Source organism: Chengkuizengella sediminis, assembly GCF_010078385.1.
In the GTDB taxonomy this organism is placed as follows: domain Bacteria; phylum Bacillota; class Bacilli; order Paenibacillales; family KCTC-33759; genus Chengkuizengella; species Chengkuizengella sediminis.
This window is the reverse complement of record NZ_SIJC01000002.1, coordinates 273,186-299,200: the sequence shown is the minus strand read 5'-3', so window position 1 is coordinate 299,200 and position 26,015 is coordinate 273,186. Positions and strand designations below refer to the sequence as shown.

Here is a 26,015-nt window from a genome sequence, read left to right as displayed (position 1 = left end):
GGATCTTAATACATCTAATATGTTTAGTATATCTTTCCAAATAAAAATCATACATCATAAGAAATAATTAAAAAAACTCCAAACCGTTTTAATGGTTTAGAGTTCTTAAATGCACTTTTTTATTCCAAATCATTCATTGTCATTTGCTGCAGTCCCATTTTTTCAAGTAACTTTTTCGTTTCTTCTTCTAAGTTATCATGATTTTCAAAAGTGTCTTGGTCTGGTAAATCTTTCAAACTATTAATACCAAAATAGTCTAAAAATTGTTTTGTTGTACCGTACAATATGGGTCTCCCTAATGATTCCGCTCGACCGACTCCTTGGACTAATCCTTTAACAACTAATGTATGAATCGCACGATCAGATTTCACACCACGAATATCTTCTATTTCAACTCTAGTGATTGGCTGTTTGTATGCAATAATAGCTAGTGTCTCTAAAGCCGCCTGAGATAATGTCGCTCTTGAAGGAGAGTGAGCCAAACGTTGAAAGTAAGGAGCATGTTCAGACCTAGTAGTAAACTGATATGATCCCGCAAGCTCTAAGATCTGAATCCCTCTTTTTTTCTTTTCATAATCTGACTTCATGTTCTTCAACACATCAATTATCAATTTTTCATCTTGCTCAAGTACTTTTACAATTTGTTTGACATCGATGCCTTCATCCCCTGATACAAATAACAAACCTTCAATAATCGATTTCATTTGTGTTGAGTTCATGCACTTCCTCCTTATCTATGTATTCGATGACAATGTCATCAAATGAACTATGCTGATAACTAATTATTTTTTTCATTTTCATCAATTCTAACAAACCTAAAAATGTAACAATGATAAATTCTCTACTTGATTCATTCTCAAATAAAGTGGAAAAAAGAACTTTACTCTCACGTTTTTTAAAATAACCCATCATTTCAAGAATCCGATCCTTTACAGAGATTTCATCTCTGCGAATGCTTGCAACCGATTGTCGTTTTTCCACTTTTTTAATGATTTTACTAAATGCGATGATCAGATCAGCAAGATGTAAACCTTCAACTGGGTTTTCAACTGTATCGGAAATAAAATGGCTAAGATCATCAGGCTCTTTAGAGAATATTAAACTTCGTTCCAATTCTTGATTTCTTAAATGATCAGCAATCGTTTTATACTTTCTATATTCAATTAATTTTCTTACTAATTCTTCACGTGGGTCTTCAGCATCCTCATCTAATTCCAAATCAATCGGTGGTGGTTTCGGAAGCAGCATTTTGCTTTTTATCGATAAAAGAGTTGCGGCCATCACTAGAAACTCACTAGTAATTTCAAGTTCAAATTTTTCCATCTGTTTTAAATATTCCATATATTGCTCCGTGATTTCCTTCACAGGAATATCGTAAATATCAATTTCAGATTTATCGATTAAATGAAGTAATAAGTCAAGCGGACCCTCAAATTTTTCTAATTTATATTGTACAGACAAGATTTATCTTACCCTTCAAATTGTTTACTTAAGTTAGCCATTTCAATGGCTGTTGCAGCAGCTTCCCAACCTTTATTCCCTGCTTTTGTTCCTGCTCTCTCTACGGCTTGCTCAATTGAGTCAGTTGTAAGCACACCAAAAATCGTAGGTACACCTGTTTTTAAGTTAATTGAAGTAACTCCTTTGGATACCTCGCTACAAACATAATCAAAATGTGGAGTAGACCCACGAATAACTGTACCTAACGTTATTACTGCGTCATATTTATTCGTTTGTGCCATCTTTTGAGCAATAAGAGGAATTTCAAATGCGCCTGGAACCCATGCAACTTCAATTTCCTCCTCCTTTACTCCGTGTCTTTTAAGAGCATCAAGCGCTCCAGATAATAATTTAGAGGTAATGAATTCATTAAACCGTCCAACTACTATTCCATATTTTAAACCTTCAGATACTAAATGTCCTTCATATATATGTGCCATTGTCCCATCTCCTAGATTTTATTTTTAGAGGTTATTCAAAAGTCCTCTATTAATTGCTGAAAACTGAATTTTTTGAACACCTATTTTTTAATTATAAAAATTTAGAATTTTAATAAGTGCCCTAATTTACTTTGCTTTGTATGCAGATAATTAGTATTATCCTCATTTTCTTCTATTTGTAAAGGAATACGTTCGACAACTTCCATCCCATATCCTTCTAAACCTGTGATTTTTCTTGGATTGTTTGTTAATAAGCGTATTTTTCTCACACCAAGATCCTTTAAAATCTGTGCCCCTATTCCATAGTCTCTTAAATCAGGAGCAAAACCCAATTTCAGATTTGCATCCACTGTATCTAAACCTTGTTCCTGTAGTTCGTACGCTTTTAATTTGTTTATTAACCCAATGCCACGACCTTCTTGTCTCATATACAAAAGAATCCCTGAACCTTCTTCATGAATTTGTTTTAATGCTGCAGCAAGTTGTGAACCACAATCACAACGGTGTGAATGAAATACATCACCAGTTAAACACTCGGAATGAACACGAACCATGACAGGTTGATCACTATCGATATTTCCCTTTACAAGTGCAACATGCTCTTTTTGATCTACAAGATTTGAATAGGCTATCGCTTTAAACATACCAAAATCAGTTGGCATTTTCACTTCTACCTCACGATTTACGAGCTGTTCCTTAGCATTTCGATATCGAATAAGATCTTTAATAGTAATTAATTTCAGGTCAAATTTCTCTGAAATCTTTTTCAAATCTGGTAATCTAGCCATCGTTCCATCTTCTTTAATCACTTCACAAATGACAGCAGCTGGTGATGATCCGCATAAACGAGCTAAATCAATGGAAGCTTCAGTATGACCTGCTCTTCTTAATACCCCTCCATTTTTAGCAACCAATGGGAAAATATGACCCGGTCTGCGGAAATCTTGTGGTTTTGCCTTAGGATCAATCATAGCTTTAATCGTTCTTGACCTTTCATGTGCAGAAATCCCAGTAGTTGTATCTGTATGATCCACAGAAACTGTAAAAGCAGTTCCGTGAAAATCCGTGTTTTGTTCCACCATTGGTTGTAAATCTAACTTCTGCGCTCTTTCCTGTGTAACCGGTACACAGACTAACCCTCTTCCTTCGGTAATCATAAAATTGATGACCTCAGGTGTTGCTTTATCAGCTAAAGCGATAAAATCTCCTTCATTTTCACGATCTTCATCATCCACTACAATCACGACTTTACCTAACATTAAGTCGTATATAGCTTCTTCAATTTTATCTAACTTGATTTGATCTCCCATTTTTTACATCCTCCTGTTCAATTTCAAATTTTTAGATAAATCCATTCTCCATAAGCAACTGTTTAGAAATGTTATTGCTGCCTTGATTATTTTGTTGTTTATTTCCATTTAACAAATGATGAATATACTTTCCTAGGATATCCACTTCTATATTCAACGTATCTCCTGTGGATTTCTGCTGTAAAATCGTCTGTTCTAATGTATGGGGAATAATCGATACACTAAAAGTTGAATTTGTAACATTCACCAATGTAAGACTAATACCATCAAGTGTAATGGATCCTTGTGGGATAACGTATTTAAAAATATCCTGTTGATCTGGTTCTATCGTAAACACTACAGAATTCTGTTCACTTTCCCTGTTCTTAATCACACCTGTACTATCTACATGTCCTTGAACAATGTGTCCCCCAAATCGGCCATTTGCTGCCATTGCTCTTTCAAGATTCACACGAGAACCTGCGGATAACTGAAATAAATTTGTTTTTCTAAAAGTTTCAGGCATCACGTCCATTGTAAAAGAAGAAGAGTCAAATTGAGTCACTGTCAAACAAACTCCATTTACAGAAATACTATCCCCAAGGTGGATATCTTCAAGCATTTTTTTGCTATTAATTGAAATAATCATGCTTTGTGATTGCTTAGAAATATTATTTATTGTTCCAATTTCTTCTATAATTCCAGTAAACATATGGTTTAGTCACCTCCATAATTAGGATACCCTGTAATACATATATCATTTTCAAAGGATTGAGTCTGTATGTTTTCTAAAACGATAGCATCACTCATATTTTTAAATCCAGGAAAAAGAAAATTTGTTGGTGATTCTTCACCACCGATAATTTTTGGAGCATAAAATAATATGAATTTATCGATTAATTTTGCCTCTAACATTGCTCCATTTAAACGTCCTCCGCCTTCTAATAAAATGGATCCAATTCCTTGTTCAGACAATTGCTGCATAGCCAAGGTCAGGTTTACTTGTAAATCTGAACCACACAAAATGATTTCCACACCCAGCTCCTCAAATTGTTTGATTTTATCTAAGGAAACATTTTCTGTTGATAACAATATTGTTTTATGGTTTTGATCATGAATTACTTTTGAATCAAGTGGAGTTCTTAAATTGGAATCCACAATAATACGAATCGGTTGTATTCCATCAACAGAAAGCCTTGTCGTAAGGGATGGATCGTCTGCTATCACTGTCTCTACTCCCACCATAATCGCTTGATGCTGATGTCGTAACGTATGGACAAACTCACGAGAACTTTCATTGGTAATCCACTTACTATCTCCTGTTTTTGAAGCGATTTTACCATCTAACGTGGATGCTGTTTTTAAAGTAACAAAAGGCATTTTATTTATAATGTATTTATTAAATATTTCATTTAATTGAATCGCTTCCTGTTCTAATAACCCAACATCCACCTCTATACCAGCGTTTCTTAATTTTTGAATTCCTCTTCCCGCCACATGTGGATTTGGATCTGTACATGCCACGACAACACGTTTTACCTTCTCTTGTATTAACCGTTCAGCGCATGGGGGCGTTTTACCATAATGGCTGCAAGGTTCAAGTGTTACATATGCTGTGCTGTTTTCGGCTTCTTCCCCTGCCATGTTCAAAGCCTGTACTTCAGCATGAGCTGTACCCATTTTTAAGTGAGCTCCCATACCGATCACTCTGCCTTCCTTTACAATGACGCAACCTACTACAGGGTTTAATTCAGTTTGTCCCTTTGTCGTTTCAGCCATTTGTAAAGCTAGTTTCATATAAGTTTCATCATTTAATTGATTCAAAAAATACCACCTTTCATATCCCCCAAAAAGTAGAACAAAATTTCCATAACTTTGTCTATTGCTTTCCAGAGACCCATTTAAAAACATTTAATAAAGTGTCGTTACAGGTATAAAACATTCAAAAAGCCCCTTTTTAAATAAAAGGGGCTAAAATGGTATATGAAAGCTATAATGACTTTAATAAATTTATATGTGAATCTATGAAGCACAAATAAACTCATTACCTTTGTGAAAAAAAGCACATAAAGACACATATATAAAGCATCTTTAAACCAAATCCTCACAACGTTTTTAGGTTGATTTATAGAACACAAATTTGAGGGTTCATAAATTAAACCTAAAAGTCTTTAACGCCTTCCTTCTCCCATCCAGACTTTACTGTCGGCTCTGGAGTTGCACCAGATCCACCGGTTATATGAAATAATTCAATAACACGGGTCACGGACTGAACTGTTTTACGATTTCCGTAAAAAGTATCACCGCCGGTTGGGAATTTCACCCGACCCCGAAGGAAATGTTATTTAGTTTAAAAAACTCACTTGCTATAAAAATACTACCACTTAATGAGAAAAAATGCAAGATGTTTAAAATAAAGTGCTTTTCTCTTCATCTTTAGTATACCAATAATATTCGAATAATTGTGATAAATTTCTTTTTTTTGTCTGATAACAAAAATCATATTTAATTTATTTGGATCGCCTCATAAATTGTAAGTCCGTGAAAAAGTTATATTAACTCTCAATTAGCTGAAAAAGTATACTTATCCATTTCTTTTTTCTTAATTTGATGGACTTCACTCAAATATCTACCAAGCGTCCTGTTTTTATTGTAGTAATATGAAGGTATCTCATATATATCACCATTTTTCATGATTAATTTATAACGATCTTCTCTAGGCCCTTTTACGGTAATAATAATTCTTAAATTTTTAATAATTGTTATCATTTCGATTTCTTTTATATCATTAATATTAATTTCATATTCCTTGAAGAAAAAAAAAGAATACTCACTCAATTTTTTTCCCTTGATTCGATAACTCCTACTCTTTAACAAAAAGAAAAGTATAGTAACAATAGCTAAACTTATTTTAAAGTCTACTTCAAAAAAGTAAAGCATAACTAGTATAAACAATAAAATGAACAATATGTTGCATAAGTGCCTCCTAAAAACCATGACTCTCCCCACCAAACATTTATTTGACTTAATTATAGTCCTTATTTTACTACACTTAAATTATAATGTAATAATTGCTATATCCGAATTAACAATGTTTATTAGATCGTTTACTCAGTTATTACATTATTGAATAAAAATTATTTTTTTAGTATAAATATGTAGATTTAGTCCATTAATCATGTTAAAATAAATCTAATCATTTTTTTCCTTTTATGTAGGTGATAATATGAAGGTGGTGCTTCATTTATCACCTCTTTTTATAATTTTCGACCAATGCACATACATTAAAATAAAGAATATTTATAAATACTTAAGATATAGAACTAAAGCCCTTATTGGATCCCTTAAAAGTGGTATCGGAATAAAGTCTCCTTTCCAACACAAAAAAAGTCACACTATTACAACATAATTTAATGTGACTTTTTTCAGAGATGTTATTATTTTTGTGGTTTAGGTTTTTCCTTTTTCTCTACATAGTTTTTCAGAAACTCTCCAAGAAGTTCTTTCCATCCTTCATTGTGAGACTTCTGCCAATCAGGATTCATTAATCCAACCGCGTGATGAGAAAGTTTCAATACAGTTGATGAACCCTTCTCTTCTAATTTAAAGGAATAAGCACTGTTTACTGCACCTTCCATTCCTAATAATCCACTCAAACGAATTTCTTCAGGTGGATTAATCTTAATTACAGTACCCCATAGCGCGGCTTTCCCATTTTCATTAAATTCTAAAAATTTTCCATCAACCTTAGGGTCAAATGTCAGTGTTGATCCTTCTCCACAAAGACGATATGACCACCAGTCATTTATCCCCTTTGTCATTGCCTCATACACTTTTTCACGGCTAGCTTCAATCATGATTTCTTGTTCAATTTGAAAACTATCATGTACCAAACCCATATCATTGTTACTCCCTTCAATTTTTGTTTTTAAAGAGACGATTGAACTTGCAAAATTTGATTGGTAACGAGTGGACCAACGATCCAACATTTGATGCAGTGGAACAATATTGATATAGTTTACTCTTGTTCGTCCTTCTCTTCTAACTAACAAAAGGTTTGCTTGCTCCAATATATTTAAATGTTTCATTACCGCATATCTGCTTACATTTTTAAAATGCACTGTTAATTCACTTGTTGTTTTTGGTTTACTTTTCAGTAAATCAAGAATATCCCTTCGAATAGGATGACCAAGTGCTTTGAACATAAGAGTTAAATCTTGATCGTCCATAACTGTTATACATCCTCCTTATGTTATTAGGTTACCTTTAGGTCACATTTATGAAGTGACTTTATAGTAACATGTTTGATTTAATTTTGCAATACATGAAAAAACCCCTTGAGAAATTACCTCAAGAGGTTTAATAGATTCATTCTAAAATATTAGTCACGAGTAATGATAATTTTTGCTGCACTTAAATCATCACTTTCACCAATTACACGAACTTTCAAACCATACTCAGGAACATTACGTCCTGCATCCGGGATTTGAGAGCTAATATATGATTGACTATCATCAAACATTGGCTGAATTGTAGTATGATTATCCTTAATTGTATCGTTAGATAATTCTAGGAACATTTTTTCATCTTGTTGAAGACCAAATGTAGCATCATGAACTTGGTATCTTGTGATTGCTGGTGAATTACCACCAGTTTTAACTACATTCTGATCAGCATCAACTACTCCTAAGAAACCATCACCTGGATGATTTCCAACTAGATTTGCATCAAAAGATTCATCTGCATACCAAATTAGTAAACCTGGCTCGAATGTCATTACACTATCACCACGACGAATATGAGATAAACCTTCATCTACACCATCATAGTTTCTCCACTCAAGTAAATAGTAATGTTTAAACTCAATCGTTCCATCATTTAAGTCAAATCCATCAAGTTCAAAGGAGCTATCTGCTTCTGCATCATCAAATAATACAACTTCCCCATCAACTTCAAGAGAAATATCGTCTACATAGAACCCAGGGTCAATGTAAGCAACATCTGTCCAATAGTTAAAACGCAAGTCGATTGATTTGCCTGCAAATTCAGATAAATCAAAAATTCCATCAACCCATCCATCTGAATGACCCGTAATTCCATAACCAGGATTTTGTTCATTAGGATCATAATCTGTTGTTAAATTACCTGGAACAGATACCCATTCATTTGTTCCTTCTTCTTTTACTTGAATAGAAGCATAATCCCAATCCAATTCAATTTGATACCAAGTTTTAAAAGTTAGTAAAGCACTTGTAGCAGCAGTTAAATCTAAAGATGTAGACATAGAGTTGTCTAAATCATCCCCTTTTCCACTGAAAAACTCAAGCTCCCCACTAAATGGTTCATTAAATTGTTTTACTTTATTAGGTAAGTCAATGCGTACAGCATCATCATTTATTCCTTTTGAACTAGCCTGATCAAGTAGGATTTCAATTCCGTTCTCATCGATATCATCGACATGAACAGTTGTACCTGTTAACCAATTACCACCCATTGTAGCTTGTAAAAACTCCTTAGCCCAAGCACTAAAACCAGTAGGTTCAGTTCCTGGAACAAGACCTGCCCAGCTTCCGCTTGACATGATAGACCAATATGAAACTGGCTCACCTTGACCTGTATAGAATATATCATATTCATCTGGCAATCCTAAATCATGTGCATACTCATGTGCAAATACACCTGTAGCTCCTGTTTCAGGTTGAACTGTATAATCATAAGCTGCCATTAATCCACCCCAGTAAGGTGCATCTGCTTCTGTACCAGGCATTGTGAATACACCACGTAGATTAGAACGATGTGACCAAATTGCATCCTCTCCTAAACTACCTCCACCTGCTTCTTCACCTACACTAGCATGAACAATCATAAGGTGATCAACTAAACCATCCGGCTCACGTAAATCGCCATCACCATCTAAATCATAACGATCTTCTTGGTCATACTCTTTTAAATCTATAGTTGGATCTTCACTTACTGCTAATAAAGCTTCTCTTACCAAATCTCTAGGGTTTTGATCATTATCACTTTCATTATTACCACCATAATAAGCTGCTTCATGTTCAGCAGTATACCAACCTGCAACCTGACCATCTATTGTATAACTTCCACCTGATTGCTGTTCGTATAATTGTTTCATAGAGATTAAAGTTTCTCCATTTGGTCCTACGTACCCATTGTCACCAAATGCCATATTTGTAAAATGTTCTACACTATAATCCTCATAATACATATCTGTTTCATCTGGTTGAATGTTATTGTGTGGGAAGTCTGGAAAATCTATAAGAAGGATAAGAACATTGTCTTTTCTTTGTTCACCATTCCAAGGTTCAAGTTCAATTGGATCCACACCATCTTTTTGTCCCAATTTATTTCCTTTTCCATTTAACAATCCATTGTTTGAAGCTTTATTCATCAAAGTATCATTACGTTTTTTCTCAAATTCAGCTAACTCACCCTCTTCGCCTTTACCAGATTGAGAACGCTTACTTAAATATGTTGATAAACCTTTATAAGCTTCTTCAAGGCTTGCATCCTGTGCAATGGTACCATTATCTTTTAGCATTTCTATTAATTTCTCATCATTTGCAATTGAAAAATCAAAAGTGCTAGAAGTAGATTGTACGTCTGTTGCGTTTACTCCAGGAGAAACAGATCCTGCAAAAATACTAAAACCTAATGCCATTGACATACAAAGAGGGAATAACTTCTTCTTTAACATGAATATACCTCCAATAATTTAAGTGAATTAATAGTAAATAGCAATAAAAAAGCATGTTTAATTAGCCATAATTGTCTAATTATGAAAACATTCTATTCAATCTGCTCTTATTTATGTTGGGTGAAATAAGAATGTAAGCATTAACAATGTCATCACCTCCTTGTATTACCATGTTAACATATTCATGAATTGATAACTTATAACACATTAATGCAATACCAATTTAATTCATTACCAAACTAAATTATATCGATAGGATTTAATGAATTCCTATCTTTTTTTGTTTAATAGATTATTAGTTTCATATTTAGCTTTCCTACAACTAAAGTTGTAGGATGATCTAGAGAATTTGTCTAATGTGTTGACAAAAGAATTAGAGTAAAATACATTTCAACACATATTATATATTTTCATTTAGAAAGTAGGTTAATGTTTATGAATCGTTCTTTTTATGCCTTAGTCGTAAGCCAAACTGCAACAAACCTTGCTTTTGCATTGTATACAATGACCGTCGTTATGTATTTGTACAATGAAACAGGATCAACAACATTATCTGCAGCAGTAACTTTAACAAGCGTGACTACTCATATGTTTAGCAGCATCTACTTACCTTCAATATCTGATAAATACAAATCAACAACAATTTTGAAGTTTTCACAGATAACCCAAATTTTTATATTAGTAGGTTTATATAGTTTGTTTTTTCAAAAGCTTTCTTTTAGCATTTACATTTTATTCTTCGTGTTATTAGCTGGTATGTCTTTTTTAAATGGATTTTTCTCTCCTTTAAAAAGTTCAATCGTCCGCTCCATCGTCCCAGAGTCTACCAGAGTGAAAGCAAATAGCTTCATTGCTACGATAGATCAAACTTTTTTATTTGCTGGTTGGACATTAGGAGGAGTCATGTTGTCATTATTAGGAAAGGAAATTACTTTGCTATTTACTTTATTTCTCACATCATTATCCATGATTAGTTTATTTGTAGTAAGAGAAGGGGAACACTCTACAATCGTTCAAGTTCAAGAAAAATTGTTCAAAAGACTTACTTCTGGTTGGAAATATTTATATAAACATAAAGGAACAAGAGTGTTGGTTTTAATGGATATCATGGAATCATGGGTAGGTACGATATGGATAGGAGCTGTCACACTAACTTATGTACAAGAAGCTCTAGGAAAAGGAGAAACATGGTGGGGATATATTAATGGTGGTTACTATTTCGGAACGCTTATAGGAGGGTTTTTAGTCTATCGCCTATCAAATATAATGAAAGGTCGTTTGGTCATGTTTATGCTAGCTGGTTCATTTGTATTTGGGATATTAACTATCATTTACGGAGTAGCAACAAATGCTTATTTGGCACTTGTACTAGTTGTTTTTATGGGACCTTCCTTTCAGATTAGAGATCTTGCACAGGAAACGATGTATCAAAATAGTACAGATGAAAAAACATTAACAAAAATACTTGCCGCAAGATCCACCTTAGTTCAATTCATTTTTATTTTCTCTATTATGGGTATTGGGATTATAACTGATCTTATCGGAGTTAAGTTAGTATATATTTTATCAGGAATTCTCTTAACCTCTTCTGCGGTATTTGGTTTTGTTCACCTTGTAATACGAAAAAAAGGGTTAACACTTGAAAAAGAGCAGATTGAAAACCCTTTTTAAATGCTAAGAGTAAAACTTTCAATGTTGAATCCATAATTAGGACATCTTACATGTTTTCCTTTTGGTTTTTAATATCTTGACTTTAAATTTTAAATTCTTCAAGAAACAGAGTGATTAGGATATACTAACTTTAAAGGGAGGTTTATTCTATTGAAACAATCAACTTGGGATGCAATTGTCAATAATGATAAATCATTTGATGGTTTGTTTTTTTATGCTGTAAAAAGCACACAAATTTTTTGTCGTCCATCTTGTAAATCTAAAATACCAAATCAAAAAAATGTGAATATATATACTACTACAGCAGAGGCTTTACAGAATGGTTTTCGACCATGTAAAAGATGTTGCCCAACCGATAGAACATGGGTTGAATCATCAGAGGATATCTCAAATAAAGCAATTTCATATATGAAACAAAACTATCAGGAGGAAGTACAATTAAACCAAATTGCGGCTGCTATAGCTGTAGATCCTTATCATTTAGTTCGTACTTTTAAAAAACAAACAGGAAAGCCTCCTCTTGAATTTTTACAAGAATTCCGTGTAATAAAAGCAAAGGAAACACTTATCCATACAAGTCTGACAATTACTGATATTGCTCTTAACCATGGTTTTAATAGTACAGCTTATTTTTCAACCGTCTTTAAAAAATTTACAGGATACTCACCTTCACAATTTCGTAAGCTAGAAGTATCTAATAAAGGATACTAATCGATTTAAATATTTACTATTGTTCTATGACTTGTTGGCTTGATATAATGAAATTTAGTTTAATTTATATCATAATTGAAACCAAAGGAGTTAAGCAAAGAATGACAAGAAAAGAAATAAAACAACATGCTTTAGAATCTTTAAAAGGAAATTGGGGATTAGCAGTTTCAGTTACTTTAGTCGTGTATAGCGGATTTTATTATCTACTTCCTTTTTTATTAGAAATATCACTTAGCGGGTGGGTTGGTGAGAGTCTTTCGATTTTAGGTGTTGACCTATTAAATTTCATCATACAGATCGTAATTATCCCTCTTTCAGTAGGAACAACCTGGTTTTTTTTAGAACTAAGTAGAAAACAACCTGGTAAATTAAAAGATGTATTTATCGTTTATTCTGATTCAAAACTAGCATTAAAAACAATTGGACTTAGTTTATTAGTTGGACTATTTGTATTGTTATGGATGTTATTATTAATCATTCCTGGAATTATTAAATCCATTGCTTACTCACAAGTTTATTATATTCTTAAAGATAAACCTGAGTTAACTGTATTTGAAGCAATAAAGGAAAGTAATAAACTCATGGAGGGTTATAAATGGAAGTATTTCATATTAAACCTTAGTTTCATTGGTTGGGTACTTTTAAGTGCATTCTCATTTGGAATTGGATTCATATTCCTGATCCCTTATATGAATACGTCATTGGCATCGTTTTATGATGATATAAGCAATCAAAATAAAGAAGTAATTTCATAATATCCAGTGAAATGAGATTAAAAGCCCAACAAGAAGATACAACTTCTTGTTGGGATAAATGATTTTTCAAAAATTATTTTTACTTCTCGGAGATAGTTACTTCAGCCATTTTATCACCTTGTTTAATAGCATCTACAAATTCCATACCTTTTGATACTTTTCCAAAAACAGTATGTTGTCCGTCTAAGTGAGGTTGTGGTTGGTAACAAATATAAAACTGGCTTCCACCTGTATTACGTCCAGCATGAGCCATAGCTAATGATCCACGCTCATGTTTATTTGGATTGATTTCGCAATCAATTTGGTATCCAGGACCACCCGTACCTGTCCCGTTTGGACAACCTCCTTGTGCAACAAAACCAGGAATTACACGATGAAATGTAAGTCCGTTATAGAATCCTTCATTTGTTAGTTTTTCAAAATTAGCTACCGTATTAGGTGCATCCTTCTCAAATAAATCAATAAGGATCTCAGCACCATCTTCCATTTTAATTTTTACTTGTTTGTCCATTATAATCACTCCTTTTTTTATAAATCAATCATTCATTTATGATTTGATTGCCTCTTGTTTGCGTAAACGTTCAGGAATCACATCATTACCAACAATATCTTCATGGCTTTCTCTATTTACAACTAAGTCCGCCTCACCATCTTTAACAAAAACTACCGCAGGTCTGCGAATACGATTGTAATTACTTGCCATTGCATAATTATATGCTCCTGTACACGAAACTGCAAGAATATCACCTGAATTTACTTTAGGTAATTCCAAATCCCATATCAGCATATCTCCACTTTCACATGCTTTACCAGCAATAGATACAACTTCTTCATTTTTATCATTTGCACGGTTTGCTAACATCGCTTCATAAGGAGAGTTATAAAGTGCAGGACGAATGTTATCAGTCATTCCACCGTCTACAGCTACATATTTTCTTACTCCAGGAATATCTTTTTGCGTACCTACGGTATATAACGTAGAACCTGCCTCTCCTACAATACTTCTACCTGGTTCTACCCAAATTTCTGGCATTGGATATTCATTTTTTGTGAAATTATCTTTAATTGCATCTGTGATTGCTTCTACATATTCTGGAATTGGAAGAGGTGTATCTTCATTTGAATAACGAATTCCAAATCCTCCACCTAGATTTATCACATCATATTCTATATTTAATTGTTTACGTACTTTTACAGCAAATTCTGCAACTCTTTCAACAGCTAACTTAAAACCTTCAACTTCAAAGATTTGAGAGCCAATGTGAGAATGCACACCTAAGATAATAATATTATTTAGTTGAGAAGCATCCTCCATCACTTTCATAGCTGAACCATTGCCAATATCAAAGCCGAATTTTGAATCAGTCTGACCTGTAGAAATGAATTCATGCGTATGAGCTTCAACACCTGGTGTTACACGGAATAAAGCTTTTACTTTCTTTCCTTTTTGTCCTGCTAACTCATTTAATAAATGTAATTCCACAAAATTATCAATCACAAAACAACCGATATTAGCATCTAGGGCCATTTCGATTTCAAAAGGTGTTTTATTATTTCCGTGGAAATGAATTCTTTCAGGAGGAAAACCTGCTTCAAGTGCAGTATATAATTCACCATCAGATACAACATCTAATGATAACCCTTCTTCATCCATCACACGACAAATTGCTTTCACACAAAATGCTTTACTTGCATAAGCAACCTGAAAAGTTAATCCAGACTCACGAAAGGCATCCATATATTCACGACATCTTTGTCGAACCAGTTCTTCATCAACTACATATAAAGGAGTGCCAAATTGTTTAGCTAATTTTGTTGTATCACATCTACCTATCTCTAGATGTCCATTATTATTCACTCTACTTGTACCATGTAAATACATTGTTCAATTTCCCCTCTTCTGAAATAAAATCATCATATTATTAATAAATTATCATATCAAGCAGTAGAAAACAATACGGCATTACTGTAATCTTAACAATTGGGGATGTAAGTCTAATAAAAGGGAGCTCACCCTTCTTTTAAAAATTAAAGAATATACCAGTTCAAGATTGAACTGATATACTTCATCATATGATCTCCAATTAATGTTTTAGGTTGGTTGTTTAGTTTCATCTTGCGGATTTGTAATGCTTGGTCGATTATTATCATGAGTAATGGGTCTTCTCAATACAATAGTGAAAAATGCTTTTGCATCAAACGGAATAAACGGCCACAAATAGGGTGCATTAAAGGATCTTGTAAAAACCAATATTAATATAATCAATGTTGTTCCAATAATTAAACCTGGAACTTTAAACAAAGCAACTAAAATTAATAAAATTAGTCTAGTCATGCGATTAGCAAGCCTTAATTCATAACTAGGTGTTGCATACATGCCCATCATAGCTATAGCTAAATATAATATAACTTCATATACAAATAGACCTGTTTGAACTGCAAATTCTCCTAATATGATGGCAGATATTAATCCAAGTCCAATTGCAAAAGGAGTTGGGGTATGGATCGATGCCATTCTCATGAGATCCGTACCAATCTCTGCAAATATAAATTGAAAAAGAATCGGAAGTTCACCTGTTTCTTTAGGTCCCAAAAACTCTAAAGCATCCGGTTTAAGACTAGGTTCAATTACAAATAAAAACCAAATGGGCAGTACAAAAATCGAGGCAAAAATCGCAAAGAATCGTACCCATCTTAAATATGTACCTACAACGGGAGCGTCGGTATACTCTTCTGCGTGCTGCACATGATGAAAAAAAGTAGCTGGTAAAATCATCGCACTTGGTGAAGTATCAACAAATAAAATAACATGTCCGTCTAATAAATGAGCAGCTATAACATCAGGACGTTCTGAGTATCTCACCATAGGAAATGGGTTCCAGCCGTTCCCAAAAATAATTTCTTCTAACTGCTTATTTGCTACTGGAATACCATCAACTTTGATTTCTTTTATTTTATCTCTTACAGATTCCACTAAATTTTTATCAACAACATCATCAAGATATCCAATACATACATCTGTTTTTGTTCTTTTACCAACATTCATGACCTCATACTTTAAATTAGGATCACGTAATCTACGTCGAACTAAAGTAACGTTAGTAAGCATTGTTTCAACAAATCCATCTCTAGAACCACGTGCTACTTTTTCTAAAGAAGGTTCGTCAATACCTCTTATTGGAAAAACTTTTGCATCAATTACAATAGCCCGTGTTTCTCCATCAACAAAAAAAGCACACATTCCAGCTAAAACACTATTCACGGTTTTAGTTAGATCATCTTCAACCTCGACTTGGATATGAGGAATATATTTATCCAAAAAACTTGATAATACCTTAGGAACTAACTCCTCACGTTTTAAATAACTCAATCTTTTTAAGATCTCTGTTAACACATCATCCTTGGCAAATCCATTAATATATAATAATCCAGTCTTCTTTGTTCCAAATTCCATTTCCCTAAACAAAACATCAAAGCTGCTATCTAATCCAATATGTTCATTCAAAGCTTCTTTAACTTTTTTTATATCCTTTGGAATAGGTATCTTTTCTTTATTTTCTTCTGCCATCGTTTACTTCCTTTCATGCTGCAATTACAATGTTCGATATACTATCCATTGAAAAAGTGATCCAATAATTTTCCCCAATACCATAGCCATTAATAAAACTATAATGTACTTTGACATATTCATTCTTTGCGCTAATATAGGTAAAACATTTAATACTTCCGTTAACCCAGCTGCTATCATTCCAACAAAAACACCAGCGAATAAGCCAAATATTATGGTACTTAACGGAAAAAGGTGAAAATTCCATTTATAAAAATCAGTAAATGTCCAAAATACCGCCCCAATTACAACAGCGGATTCATATAAATATAGAAACTTATTGGATTTAGTAAGCTGTGTTAAACGAGGCACAACATCCAGAACTGTTAAAAAAGCAACCAAACCGCTTCCTACTGCTATACCTCCAGATACCCCTATAAATATAACTAAAACATTACGAAACAGTTCCATCATCTGAACCACTTCGCTTATCATTCTGTTGAAATTGTTTTGTAATTAGAAACTGATTCATATTTTCTTTATACATAAACATCTCTAATTCAAGGGGTGAAGGCTCTTCACTAAATTTCTTCTTAAATAACCGGTTAAAAAATAATATCATCCCAATACCTAATCCTAATGAATATGGGATTTGCAGAAGTAAGGGAGAGTCTATTTCGTCCCCTGTTACTAATGTATAAATTTTTTGATGAACTTCCTCCATACTTACATCAGCATGAAAGTTCATAATAGCTAAACCAGAACCCACAAATAATAACAACCATACTAAAGCGATGAATATAATACTAGGTGAAGGTTTATTATCCTCAAATTCTACAAATACATGTGGTTCTCCAAAATATTCTATGGTTACATCTGGAAGGACTTCCTTCACTTTTTTTATAATCATCATTAAATCAATGACTAAATTCAGTTCATCTTTTGGTTGCTTAATTAATAGCTTCTTTAATATCATCTCCCATTCAGGATCAATGATGATTTGAGCAATATGTCCTAAATAGATCGGTTTTCCCTTTGTTAATTTGATCGATTTCCTTAACCTTAAATATAATACCTGCTGGTTGTTATTCATCACCACCACCCCTAACATACCCCAAAAAGTGAAGTCACTCATTGATGTGACATCAGGTTTAAAAAGTTCCGTTTCAAGAAGATTGTAATGCTGGAATAGTACTTCCTGTGCTGAAAAAATTGGGACTTTCTAAATCTTCTTCATAGTATGTACGTAAAAAAGCTCAGATAGTCATAATGCTATCTGAGCTTTAATCGTTCGTAATATTTTCTTTTCCAATCTAGATACTTGTACTTGTGATATTCCCAATCGGAGTGCAACCTCTGATTGGGTTTGATCTTTATAATACCTTAAGTATACAATGAGCTGTTCTCTTTCACTTAATGATTGAATGGCTTCATTTAAAGCAATGTTTTCAAACCATTTATCCTGTGTATCATCTGAAATTTGATCCATGAGAGTAATAGGATCTCCATCATTTTCAAAAACGGTTTCATGAATGGATGAAGGAGGTTTATTGGCTTCAAGTGCAAACACTACTTCCTCTGGGGTTACATCTAGTTCTTCTGCTATTTCAGATATGGTAGGTATTCGATTTAATCTTTTAGTAAGCTCATCCTTTATTTTTCGCACTTTATTAGCCATTTCTTTTAAGGAACGACTCACCTTTATGGTCCCATCATCCCTGAGAAAACGTTGTATTTCACCTATAATCATCGGAACAGCATAGGTGGAAAATTTGACATCATAAGATAAGTCAAATTTATCAACTGATTTTAACAATCCTATACATCCAATTTGAAACAAATCATCTGGCTCATATCCTCGATTTAAAAACCGTTGTACGACAGACCATACTAAACGAATATTATTATTCACTAAAGTATCTCTCGCTACCATATCACCAGTTTGACTTAAAGCAATCAATCTTTTGACTTCATTGTCCTTTAGATATTTATGTGTCTTGTTATTCAAATCCACATCCATATTCATACCCCTAATTGTATAAAGCTTTTTTTGATTCAATCCGCTTCATCATAGTTACCTTAGTTCCTTTTCCTAAGGCTGAATTGATCTCAACTTCATCCATAAAATTCTCCATAATCGTAAACCCCATACCTGACCTCTCTAACTCAGGTTTTGATGTATATAAAGGCTGTATTGCCTCATCTAAATTCTCGATGCCTAACCCTTCATCCTCTACAGTGATATAAACTGTATCTTCTTCTATTTTTGCAGTAATCGAAATCATACCCTCTGGTTTATTCTCATAACCGTGTATAATTGAATTAGTTACCGCTTCAGAAACCACTGTTTTAATGTCTGTTAGTTCGTTTACTTGTGGATCTAACTGAGAAACAAACGCAGCCACTGTAATTCTTGCAAAAGCTTCATTTTCAGATTTACTCATAAATTGAAGAGCCATATAATTATTCATTTTCATGATACAACCCCCAAACTAGAAAGAGCTTGTTCTTCATCTTCTTCAATAGTTAATATTTTAAACAAACCAGACATTTCAAAAAGTCGATAGATTGAAGAATTGACGTTACATACAACCATCCTTCCACCTTTATTCGTAATTTGTTTATATCGTCCTAATATAACCCCTAAACCTGAGCTATCCATAAATGATAGATCCTTAAGTACTAAAACGATATGATTACTATTTTCCTGTATTATCGCACTCTCCATTTTTGTTCGTAGCAGTTCTGATGTGTGATGATCAAGTTCACCCTGTAGTCTAACGATCAATGCTTCACCTTGATTAGATATCTGCACGTGCAGACTCATAGTTCTTCACTCCTTATTAACTGATGATGAAGCATTTCTACATTACATTTAATAATTCCTGCTCTTCGACAAAACTAGAAGAGAACTTTGTTTATTTGACATTTTCTTCTTTATTTTCTCTCGTATTTTCTTCTAAATCATTAGGTTGATTTTCTATTTTTAGTTCATCTTTTTTTTGAATAAATAGTACTTTTTCCAGAGTTCTTTTTAAGATCTGCCAATAATTTGCTTCTCTCACTTCGATAGGAGAATCAAGATCAATTTCTTTAATTTTTTCTCCATTTTGATAGATCTTTAATTTCCCAACCGTTTGTCCTAAAGTAACGGGTGCTTTTATTTCTGATTCTAATTCAATTTCATGTTTTATGTTTTCTTTGGATTCCCCTTTTTTCATCAACACGCTGTATTGTTGTTTTGCTACAATCTCAATATTTCGAACATCCCCTTTTTCAATTGGGATCGTACCGATCATTTCACCTGGTTTAAAAATAGGATAATTTGTGTATTGAGAAAAAGCATAATCAAATAACTTAGACACTTCATAGTTTCTGGATTTTGTACTAGGTTCACCTAAAACAACAGCTATCACACGCATTTCATTTCTCTTTGCAGTTGCTGCAAGACAATACTTAGCTTCACTCGTATAACCCGTTTTCAGTCCATCTGCTCCTTGATAAAATCTAACTAACTTATTCGTATTCACTAACCAAAAAGGATCATCTGTATCCTTACGTAAATAATCTTGATACTTACTTGTGAATTGTGTGATCATTTCATGTTTTAATAACTCTTTAGACATCATTGCAATATCATGAGCACTTGAATAATGTTCTGACGCAGGTAATCCATTACTATTCTCAAAATGTGTGTTCTCTAATCCAAGTTCTTTTGCCCGATCATTCATCATCTGAACAAACATTTCTTCTGATCCTGCTATTTTTTCAGCCATCGCTACAGATGCATCATTACCCGAAGCCATCGCTATGCCTTTTAGCATATCTTCAACACTCATCTCTTCTCCGACTTCTAAAAAAATCTGAGACCCTCCCATAGATGCTGCTAATTCACTAGTTCGAACCATCTCATCTTTTTGTATTTTTCCGCTATCAAGTGCTTCCATAATTAGTAACATGGTCATCACTTTTGTGATACTAGCGGGAGGTAAACGATCATGAGCATTTTTTTCATAAATGATGGTACCCGTATCTGCGTCTATCAACATCGCAGAATGAGAATTTGGAGCTAAATCTATCTGTTTTTCTTCAGGTTCATTGGCAATCAATTGAGCTGGGAATATCATACTTATGAATAATACTGTGCTTAAAAAATAGATTAAGTGTTTTCTGTACATTACATGTCTCCTCCTAGCATGAATTACTTGTATACAGTGTTTACTAATCTCATGTAAATTATTCCATATTAAAATAAATATTTAATCCCATGATTAGAACCATTTCATCTCAACCAGTCTAGTAGTGTGTAAATTATATTTTCATATGTTGGAAAAAGTTTATTGAAAGTTTAGGAATATTTAGACATAATAAATTTAAATGAAAAATAATATATAGCGTTTTTAGGTTTTTTAGGGAGGAGAAGTTATGGGCAAATTTTTAACAGAACTCAATGAGGAGTTAATTGAATTTATTCAAAAGCAACATATGTTTTTCACTGCAACAGCACCCTCAGATGATGGAAGGATTAATTTATCCCCAAAAGGTTATGACTGTTTAAAAATTGTAAACAACCAATCTATCATTTACTTGGATTATGCAGGTAGTGGGAATGAAACAGCAAATCATTTAAGAGACAATAAAAAAATTACAATCATGTGGAATAGTTTTGATCAAAAACCACTGATATTACGCGTTTACGGGTATGGTGAAGTGATTGAAAAACAAGCAGAAACATACGCTGAATTATTACAGGATCATTTTCCAGATATTGATCCAAAATCAGCAAGACAGATTTTCAATATTAAAATTGAGGCGGTACAAACAAGTTGTGGATTCGGTGTTCCAATCATGGATTATGTAGAGGATAGAGATGTACTCATAAAATGGACTAAAAACAAGACCTCACAAGGTATACTAGATGAATATATTGATAAACATGGAGCCAGATTGGATGAGAAGTTTCCAATAAACAGATAAAGGATCAATACTTAAGGAGAAATTCAAATATATCTGAACCTCAGAAGGAGACTACTCCCTCTAAGGTTCAGTAACCACCTATAGGAATTGCGGACTAAATAAACTTTAGTCCCAATCTTTAAGTTTATCTATCATTTTTTTCATCTTTCCTTTTACGTTTGAGTTTTGATCTTTTTCTTTGTTCTTCTTTTGCCATTCATAATAACTAGCAAATCCAATAAGACTCATCCCTGCTACTAATAAATAGACCCACCACGGTGCATTTCCCCATAAAGGTTTTGTTTGAATAAATAGATTTAACAATAACACTCCGCTTCCAATGAAGAAGTAAGATTTCATTTTATAATGCAAACCAGCTAATAATGAGATGAGAGATAATGTTCCTAGAATTACCGCATCATTCATCGTATAACTTAACTGAGCATCAATCACTAAAATAACTGCTACAATCAGTACTATTATGGCTTGTACCCATTTCATTTGGTTATAATTTTGCTTCCAAGTCATTTTTGATAATACCACCGTCAACACGATCCAAGGTAATACATAACATTCAACCTTTATTATTTTGGGAAGCTCTAAATTCATAATTGAAATGTAATATGGATAAAAAAGACTAACAGCTGTAAGTGTTGTCATTATTTTTTTAGTTAAATTCAACTTCACTCTTTTTATATGAGAAAAAATCCAATACACTGTTAAAATTGCAGGAACTAACTGCAGCCATAGAGGATCTTTCAAATCAATAAACTGATACAACATGATCATGTATAGGAATGAAATGAATGTATACCAATCTATAAAAATGTAATGATTTTTTTTAATTTGTATAATGAATTTAAAACAAATTTCACCGACCACTTTTAATATGAAGAATCCTGCTATACAAACTATAATCATAACCTGTTTACTTAAATGATGTTGATATTGAACTAATAAGAGGATAGATAACAATAATGGAATGAAATTTAATAAAGTCCATCTTCTTTGATGAAGTAAATAAAGTGTAAAAACGATATATATCATACCGATCACAACGTTAGCTAAAGCTGTATTTGCATTTACGACAAGAGTCACAATTCCAATCATGGATAAAGGAATTAAATAAAAATCAATCCTCTTCCTCCAAATACTATTCATGAATAACCATAAAACTCCTATTATCATGCTGGTTATGAAAAGTACGAAATCTATTTTAATAAATGAAACATCATAATAAAGAATATTGTAGTTTACAAGCATTAGTAAAATCGTAAAAGATGAATATAAAAACAGCTTTATAAACCACTCATTATTTGCTTTTATTACACTATAAATATACACCAATAAAGCTAGGATTAGTGCATTCGGATTTGCATCTACAAAATCAAACATGTACAGACTAGCTAGTACAGCAAAGGGTAAATAAAAATGAGCTGTCCAAAAGAAATATGGTTTAATGACTTCGTATTTTCTACCAATCCATTCATAAGCACTTAGTAAAACAACAGGAATGAACAATAAATAGATGGACAGATATAGATCATTTTTAATATTAAAGGCTGAAATTAACGACAAAAGGAAAAACAAACTTGTTACACTTGAAAATAGCCATAATCCGTTGATTTTTAATCTCATCGCTAATAGAATATGCATCCCTATACCTATAAGCAGCAAAGTTGGTCTTAAAAATGTCTCCTCTACATTAGGACTTAATAGAAGGAATAACCCTCCCGTATATGAAAGTTGGGAAATAATAAATGTTGTTAAACTTAATTCGTGTTCCTTTAATTTTTTCCAGAACTGACTTATGCCGAGTAATACAAGTCCGCAAACACTAAGATGAAAAGGTAACCCTAATATTAGTTCGTACCATCCTATTTTTATTTCATTGATTATATAACCAAAACTAAAGATTCCACTTAACAACCATATAATTGGGATTAATACAGCCGTTAAATCACGTACATATATATTTTGATTCGTCTTAAAAATTGCTAATATAATGAAGCCAAAAACAAACAACATCAGAAACACTTCAAAAAAACTCCCATGATATAAAGCCATTCCCATTACATATATCATTGTTAACATAGAAATAATCAAACTGCTTATTTTTATCGTTGAAGTCAGTTCCCATTGATTGAACAAATAAAAAACTGCAAATATCACAACAGCATATCCAAACATATACCACTCAAAATACATCAAATTAATGAGATCATAAACAATCTCAAAGGATTCATATCCAGCAACAATAAAAAATATCGGAGTTAAATAGGAAAACAGTATACGTTTGGTTTTAAAAGATAGATACAAGTAATTTAATGAGATTAAAACATATGCCAAAAACATAAATGTTGATGGTTGATGCAATTGTAGTAAAACACCTTGAAGACTAATATAAATGAATGCGAAAAAAGAAATAACTCCACTCGTATATTGAAACATCTTTTTTAAGTATTGATCCTTTTCTAGAACAAATTGCAACCCAATAAATACAAATCCAATGAGAGCAATGAAAATAACGTTAAATTGTTGTAAAAATGAATTTTCTATAAATTGATATAAACCGTAAACCAATAAAGCACTGAACACAAAATGATAATGTTTGGTTTGATATACAAAAAACATAGACATATACAATATGGCTGTTAATATCACATTAAAACTATAAAACAGAGCGTTTTCAAATATCATTAACATCAGGAAAGTACTTAAAACTAAATTTAATTGTGCATAATTCGGCAGTTCTTTAATGAATAATTGATGTTTTTGGAGTTTATTAAATTTATGGTAACCAACTAATAGAATCGCATTATAAACCATGATTCCAAAATAAAAGGCATCATTGGATAAATGCAATGCAGCTAATAAGAAACCTACACAAATTGAGGAAGTAACAAAGCTAATCCAGACAAACATTCTTGATTTAAATTTATGTGCAATAAGCATATATATTGGTAAACAAACCAAAGCACCTAATCCAATAAATAAATACCTACCCTCTCCCATTAAAGAAAACCACTCATTAAACAATTGAAAATATCCAGCAGATAAAATAACGATAGGAATGAACAAACTGCCTAATGTTAAGAATGCAAATGCTGTTTTTTCAATTTTTAATAATTTAAATGAAAACCAGCTTATGCCGAAAAACAAAGTAGAAACAAGGGCGATGGACATGATCTTCATTTCATTCGCCATGATACTCCAATTACTAGTGGCAACGTATAAACCTCCTATTAAAAGCAAAATCACACCTAAAATTAGTGTCCAAGTAATATTCCGATCTCTTATTTGTTCAGCTGATTTTACTTTTTTAGGTATTGGAGACTTCACTTTCTTAGGAATCAAAACCTCAGCATGATCTTTATCATTTGATAAATTTTGTTGTACTTCTTTGTTTGTTGGATCATGAATTTTTATAGGCTTAGATTCGTCATTCGTTGAAGTAGGAGCAGCTAAAGTGTTTTCTTCTGATTTCATCTTGGAGGTATATCGTTGATGAGCGCTTTTTACATTTTCATATATCTCATCATGAATATATTTTCCGTTGCGTAAAGCATCTAATTCTTCATTAAACATAACGCTTCTTTCCTTTTTAGAAAAATGCCTCATAATCACCATTCCTTTAAATTGGAATCATTTTGATAAATAACTCTATTATGAATGATGTTATCATAGACATCTTTTGCTAATAAGTACTATTTTTTTTTAGTACCTCACTTTTTGTTTTTCATAATTAGATATCTAGAAAAACCATCACCCAAAAATAAGGAGATGGTTCTATTTTAACATTTAGGATTACTGTTTTATAAGTTGATAGGTTATTCCTAAGTTTCTTTATGATCTGGTGAGATAATCCCATAATACAATAACGTCATAAACTGATCTCTAATCGTATTAATATCCGTGATTCCTACCAAATTTTCAGGTTTAGAAAAAAACTGTTTTATACTCATGATAAACAAAGTTAGAACATGGGGGGAAATGTCTTTGCGAATTTGGCCTTTTTTCTGAGCCTCAAAAAGGAAATGTTCAAATCGCGGGAAGAGTTCCTCCCTTTGATAAGTTAATAATCTCTGTGCTTGTTGAGGATAATATTTCACTAAATCCATAATAAACTCTTCAGATATCTTATCTGCTCCTTCATAATGCTGTAATTCCATTAACCCTTCCAAAGGATTATCATTGGCATGATCTAGCATTGCGTAAAAATCTGTAGTGATTTCATCAACAATTTCATTTAACACATGTTCTATTAACCCTTCTTTATTGGAGAAATGTTTATATATGGTCATCTTGGAAGCAGGGACTTCCTCAGCAATTTGCTCCAAGCTAGTCTCCTGCAATCCCTGCTCCATAAAAAGTTCCTTTGCTTTTTTAAGAATTTGTTCTTTTTTACGACTCAATGAAGCTCCTCCT

At 32.7% G+C, this 26,015-nt stretch carries 24 protein-coding genes and 1 riboswitch; of the genes, 4 read left to right on the top strand and 20 right to left on the bottom strand.

Features of this window, described 5'->3' with window-relative positions:
* Positions 1 to 119: 119 nt before the first annotated feature.
* From scpB to EPK97_RS05905, 9 genes are all read right to left on the bottom strand, one after another.
* Positions 120 to 719, bottom strand: coding sequence for an SMC-Scp complex subunit ScpB (gene scpB / locus EPK97_RS05945; protein ID WP_162035688.1), 600 nt, complete (start codon positions 717 to 719; stop codon positions 120 to 122).
* A complete protein-coding gene (locus tag EPK97_RS05940) occupies positions 688 to 1,461 on the bottom strand; it encodes a segregation and condensation protein A (protein WP_162035687.1) in 774 nt (257 codons plus the stop codon). Before EPK97_RS05940 ends, scpB begins: the two co-directional genes overlap by 32 nt.
* Before the next feature lie 8 nt (positions 1,462 to 1,469).
* On the bottom strand, positions 1,470 to 1,940 hold the full coding sequence (gene ribH / locus EPK97_RS05935) for a 6,7-dimethyl-8-ribityllumazine synthase (protein WP_162035686.1): 471 nt from the start codon (positions 1,938 to 1,940) through the stop codon (positions 1,470 to 1,472).
* Positions 1,941 to 2,041: 101 nt separating this feature from the next.
* Complete coding sequence (locus EPK97_RS05930; protein WP_162035685.1) at positions 2,042 to 3,250, bottom strand: bifunctional 3,4-dihydroxy-2-butanone-4-phosphate synthase/GTP cyclohydrolase II; 1,209 nt, start codon at positions 3,248 to 3,250, stop codon at positions 2,042 to 2,044.
* Between the two features lie 31 nt (positions 3,251 to 3,281).
* Complete coding sequence (gene ribE, locus EPK97_RS05925; RefSeq protein ID WP_162035684.1) at positions 3,282 to 3,941, bottom strand: riboflavin synthase; 660 nt, start codon at positions 3,939 to 3,941, stop codon at positions 3,282 to 3,284.
* A gap of 5 nt (positions 3,942 to 3,946) precedes the next feature.
* Positions 3,947 to 5,053, bottom strand: a complete 1,107-nt coding sequence (gene ribD, locus EPK97_RS05920; protein WP_162035683.1) for a bifunctional diaminohydroxyphosphoribosylaminopyrimidine deaminase/5-amino-6-(5-phosphoribosylamino)uracil reductase RibD — start codon at positions 5,051 to 5,053, stop codon at positions 3,947 to 3,949.
* A gap of 352 nt (positions 5,054 to 5,405) precedes the next feature.
* A riboswitch (FMN riboswitch) is annotated at positions 5,406 to 5,570 on the bottom strand.
* Between the two features lie 221 nt (positions 5,571 to 5,791).
* A complete protein-coding gene (locus EPK97_RS05915; protein ID WP_162035682.1) occupies positions 5,792 to 6,067 on the bottom strand; it encodes a hypothetical protein in 276 nt (91 codons plus the stop codon).
* A 599-nt stretch (positions 6,068 to 6,666) separates the two neighbouring features.
* The gene (locus EPK97_RS05910) at positions 6,667 to 7,458 is read right to left on the bottom strand and encodes an SRPBCC domain-containing protein (protein ID WP_162035681.1); all 792 of its coding nucleotides are present in this window, start codon (positions 7,456 to 7,458) and stop codon (positions 6,667 to 6,669) included.
* A gap of 152 nt (positions 7,459 to 7,610) precedes the next feature.
* Positions 7,611 to 9,947 carry an immune inhibitor A domain-containing protein gene (locus EPK97_RS05905; RefSeq protein ID WP_162035680.1) on the bottom strand — a complete coding sequence of 779 codons (2,337 nt, stop codon included), beginning with the start codon at positions 9,945 to 9,947 and terminating at the stop codon, positions 7,611 to 7,613.
* A gap of 435 nt (positions 9,948 to 10,382) precedes the next feature.
* Here EPK97_RS05905 and EPK97_RS05900 point away from each other — a divergent pair, with 435 nt between their 5' ends.
* The 3 genes from EPK97_RS05900 (at position 10,383) to EPK97_RS05890 (ending at position 13,084) form a co-directional block, all read left to right on the top strand.
* Positions 10,383 to 11,618: an MFS transporter gene (locus EPK97_RS05900; RefSeq protein ID WP_162035679.1), complete on the top strand. Its 1,236-nt coding sequence runs from the start codon at positions 10,383 to 10,385 to the stop codon at positions 11,616 to 11,618.
* A gap of 150 nt (positions 11,619 to 11,768) precedes the next feature.
* A complete protein-coding gene (locus tag EPK97_RS05895) occupies positions 11,769 to 12,329 on the top strand; it encodes a bifunctional transcriptional activator/DNA repair enzyme AdaA (protein ID WP_170295469.1) in 561 nt (186 codons plus the stop codon).
* Between the two features lie 101 nt (positions 12,330 to 12,430).
* A complete protein-coding gene (locus EPK97_RS05890) occupies positions 12,431 to 13,084 on the top strand; it encodes a DUF975 family protein (protein ID WP_162035678.1) in 654 nt (217 codons plus the stop codon).
* Positions 13,085 to 13,163: 79 nt separating this feature from the next.
* On the opposite strand, the gene EPK97_RS05885 is transcribed toward EPK97_RS05890, so the two are convergent.
* The 9 genes from EPK97_RS05885 to EPK97_RS05845 form a co-directional block, all read right to left on the bottom strand.
* A complete protein-coding gene (locus EPK97_RS05885; RefSeq protein WP_162035677.1) occupies positions 13,164 to 13,595 on the bottom strand; it encodes a peptidylprolyl isomerase in 432 nt (143 codons plus the stop codon).
* Between the two features lie 36 nt (positions 13,596 to 13,631).
* Positions 13,632 to 14,966: a diaminopimelate decarboxylase gene (gene lysA, locus EPK97_RS05880; protein ID WP_162035676.1), complete on the bottom strand. Its 1,335-nt coding sequence runs from the start codon at positions 14,964 to 14,966 to the stop codon at positions 13,632 to 13,634.
* A gap of 210 nt (positions 14,967 to 15,176) precedes the next feature.
* Positions 15,177 to 16,652: a spore germination protein gene (locus EPK97_RS05875; RefSeq protein WP_162035675.1), complete on the bottom strand. Its 1,476-nt coding sequence runs from the start codon at positions 16,650 to 16,652 to the stop codon at positions 15,177 to 15,179.
* Between the two features lie 24 nt (positions 16,653 to 16,676).
* Positions 16,677 to 17,102, bottom strand: coding sequence for a stage V sporulation protein AB (locus EPK97_RS05870; protein WP_162035674.1), 426 nt, complete (start codon positions 17,100 to 17,102; stop codon positions 16,677 to 16,679).
* Positions 17,086 to 17,724: a stage V sporulation protein AA gene (locus EPK97_RS05865; RefSeq protein ID WP_162035673.1), complete on the bottom strand. Its 639-nt coding sequence runs from the start codon at positions 17,722 to 17,724 to the stop codon at positions 17,086 to 17,088. Before EPK97_RS05865 ends, EPK97_RS05870 begins: the two co-directional genes overlap by 17 nt.
* 171 nt (positions 17,725 to 17,895) lie before the next feature.
* Positions 17,896 to 18,651: an RNA polymerase sporulation sigma factor SigF gene (sigF, locus tag EPK97_RS05860; protein WP_162035672.1), complete on the bottom strand. Its 756-nt coding sequence runs from the start codon at positions 18,649 to 18,651 to the stop codon at positions 17,896 to 17,898.
* Between the two features lie 10 nt (positions 18,652 to 18,661).
* Positions 18,662 to 19,108: an anti-sigma F factor gene (spoIIAB, locus tag EPK97_RS05855; RefSeq protein ID WP_162035671.1), complete on the bottom strand. Its 447-nt coding sequence runs from the start codon at positions 19,106 to 19,108 to the stop codon at positions 18,662 to 18,664.
* Entirely contained in the window at positions 19,105 to 19,458 is a 354-nt protein-coding gene (gene spoIIAA, locus EPK97_RS05850; RefSeq protein ID WP_162035670.1) for an anti-sigma F factor antagonist, read from the bottom strand. The genes spoIIAB and spoIIAA overlap by 4 nt, the downstream gene beginning before the upstream one ends.
* A 91-nt stretch (positions 19,459 to 19,549) precedes the next feature.
* Entirely contained in the window at positions 19,550 to 20,809 is a 1,260-nt protein-coding gene (locus tag EPK97_RS05845) for a D-alanyl-D-alanine carboxypeptidase family protein (RefSeq protein ID WP_162035669.1), read from the bottom strand.
* A gap of 247 nt (positions 20,810 to 21,056) precedes the next feature.
* On the opposite strand from EPK97_RS05845, the gene EPK97_RS05840 reads away from it, so the two are divergent.
* Positions 21,057 to 21,608, top strand: a complete 552-nt coding sequence (locus tag EPK97_RS05840; RefSeq protein WP_162035668.1) for a pyridoxamine 5'-phosphate oxidase family protein — start codon at positions 21,057 to 21,059, stop codon at positions 21,606 to 21,608.
* A 105-nt stretch (positions 21,609 to 21,713) separates the two neighbouring features.
* Here EPK97_RS05840 and EPK97_RS05835 read toward each other — a convergent pair whose 3' ends face one another.
* Together EPK97_RS05835 and EPK97_RS05830 are read right to left on the bottom strand one after the other, a co-directional pair.
* Positions 21,714 to 25,175, bottom strand: coding sequence for an SCO7613 C-terminal domain-containing membrane protein (locus EPK97_RS05835; RefSeq protein WP_162035667.1), 3,462 nt, complete (start codon positions 25,173 to 25,175; stop codon positions 21,714 to 21,716).
* Between the two features lie 248 nt (positions 25,176 to 25,423).
* The gene (locus EPK97_RS05830; RefSeq protein ID WP_162035666.1) at positions 25,424 to 26,002 is read right to left on the bottom strand and encodes a TetR/AcrR family transcriptional regulator; all 579 of its coding nucleotides are present in this window, start codon (positions 26,000 to 26,002) and stop codon (positions 25,424 to 25,426) included.
* Positions 26,003 to 26,015 lie beyond the last annotated feature (13 nt).

Excerpts from the sequence above, each read along its gene's own strand:
- scpB (WP_162035688.1), bottom strand. The coding sequence starts at position 719 with ATGAACTCAACACAAATGAAATCGATTATTGAAGGTTTGTTATTTGTA.
- ribE (WP_162035684.1), bottom strand. The coding sequence starts at position 3,941 with ATGTTTACTGGAATTATAGAAGAAATTGGAACAATAAATAATATTTCT.
- EPK97_RS05905 (WP_162035680.1), bottom strand. The coding sequence starts at position 9,947 with ATGTTAAAGAAGAAGTTATTCCCTCTTTGTATGTCAATGGCATTAGGT.
- lysA (WP_162035676.1), bottom strand. The coding sequence starts at position 14,966 with ATGTATTTACATGGTACAAGTAGAGTGAATAATAATGGACATCTAGAG.
- EPK97_RS05870 (WP_162035674.1), bottom strand. The coding sequence starts at position 17,102 with ATGGAACTGTTTCGTAATGTTTTAGTTATATTTATAGGGGTATCTGGA.
- EPK97_RS05840 (WP_162035668.1), top strand. The coding sequence starts at position 21,057 with ATGGGCAAATTTTTAACAGAACTCAATGAGGAGTTAATTGAATTTATT.
- ribH (WP_162035686.1), bottom strand. The coding sequence starts at position 1,940 with ATGGCACATATATATGAAGGACATTTAGTATCTGAAGGTTTAAAATAT.
- EPK97_RS05910 (WP_162035681.1), bottom strand. The coding sequence starts at position 7,458 with ATGGACGATCAAGATTTAACTCTTATGTTCAAAGCACTTGGTCATCCT.
- spoIIAA (WP_162035670.1), bottom strand. The coding sequence starts at position 19,458 with ATGAGTCTGCACGTGCAGATATCTAATCAAGGTGAAGCATTGATCGTT.
- EPK97_RS05835 (WP_162035667.1), bottom strand. The coding sequence starts at position 25,175 with ATGTTTAATGAAGAATTAGATGCTTTACGCAACGGAAAATATATTCAT.
- EPK97_RS05885 (WP_162035677.1), bottom strand. The coding sequence starts at position 13,595 with ATGGACAAACAAGTAAAAATTAAAATGGAAGATGGTGCTGAGATCCTT.
- EPK97_RS05845 (WP_162035669.1), bottom strand. The coding sequence starts at position 20,809 with ATGTACAGAAAACACTTAATCTATTTTTTAAGCACAGTATTATTCATA.
- EPK97_RS05865 (WP_162035673.1), bottom strand. The coding sequence starts at position 17,724 with ATGAATAACAACCAGCAGGTATTATATTTAAGGTTAAGGAAATCGATC.
- spoIIAB (WP_162035671.1), bottom strand. The coding sequence starts at position 19,108 with ATGAAAATGAATAATTATATGGCTCTTCAATTTATGAGTAAATCTGAA.
- sigF (WP_162035672.1), bottom strand. The coding sequence starts at position 18,651 with ATGGATGTGGATTTGAATAACAAGACACATAAATATCTAAAGGACAAT.
- EPK97_RS05930 (WP_162035685.1), bottom strand. The coding sequence starts at position 3,250 with ATGGGAGATCAAATCAAGTTAGATAAAATTGAAGAAGCTATATACGAC.
- EPK97_RS05875 (WP_162035675.1), bottom strand. The coding sequence starts at position 16,652 with ATGGCAGAAGAAAATAAAGAAAAGATACCTATTCCAAAGGATATAAAA.
- EPK97_RS05900 (WP_162035679.1), top strand. The coding sequence starts at position 10,383 with ATGAATCGTTCTTTTTATGCCTTAGTCGTAAGCCAAACTGCAACAAAC.
- EPK97_RS05890 (WP_162035678.1), top strand. The coding sequence starts at position 12,431 with ATGACAAGAAAAGAAATAAAACAACATGCTTTAGAATCTTTAAAAGGA.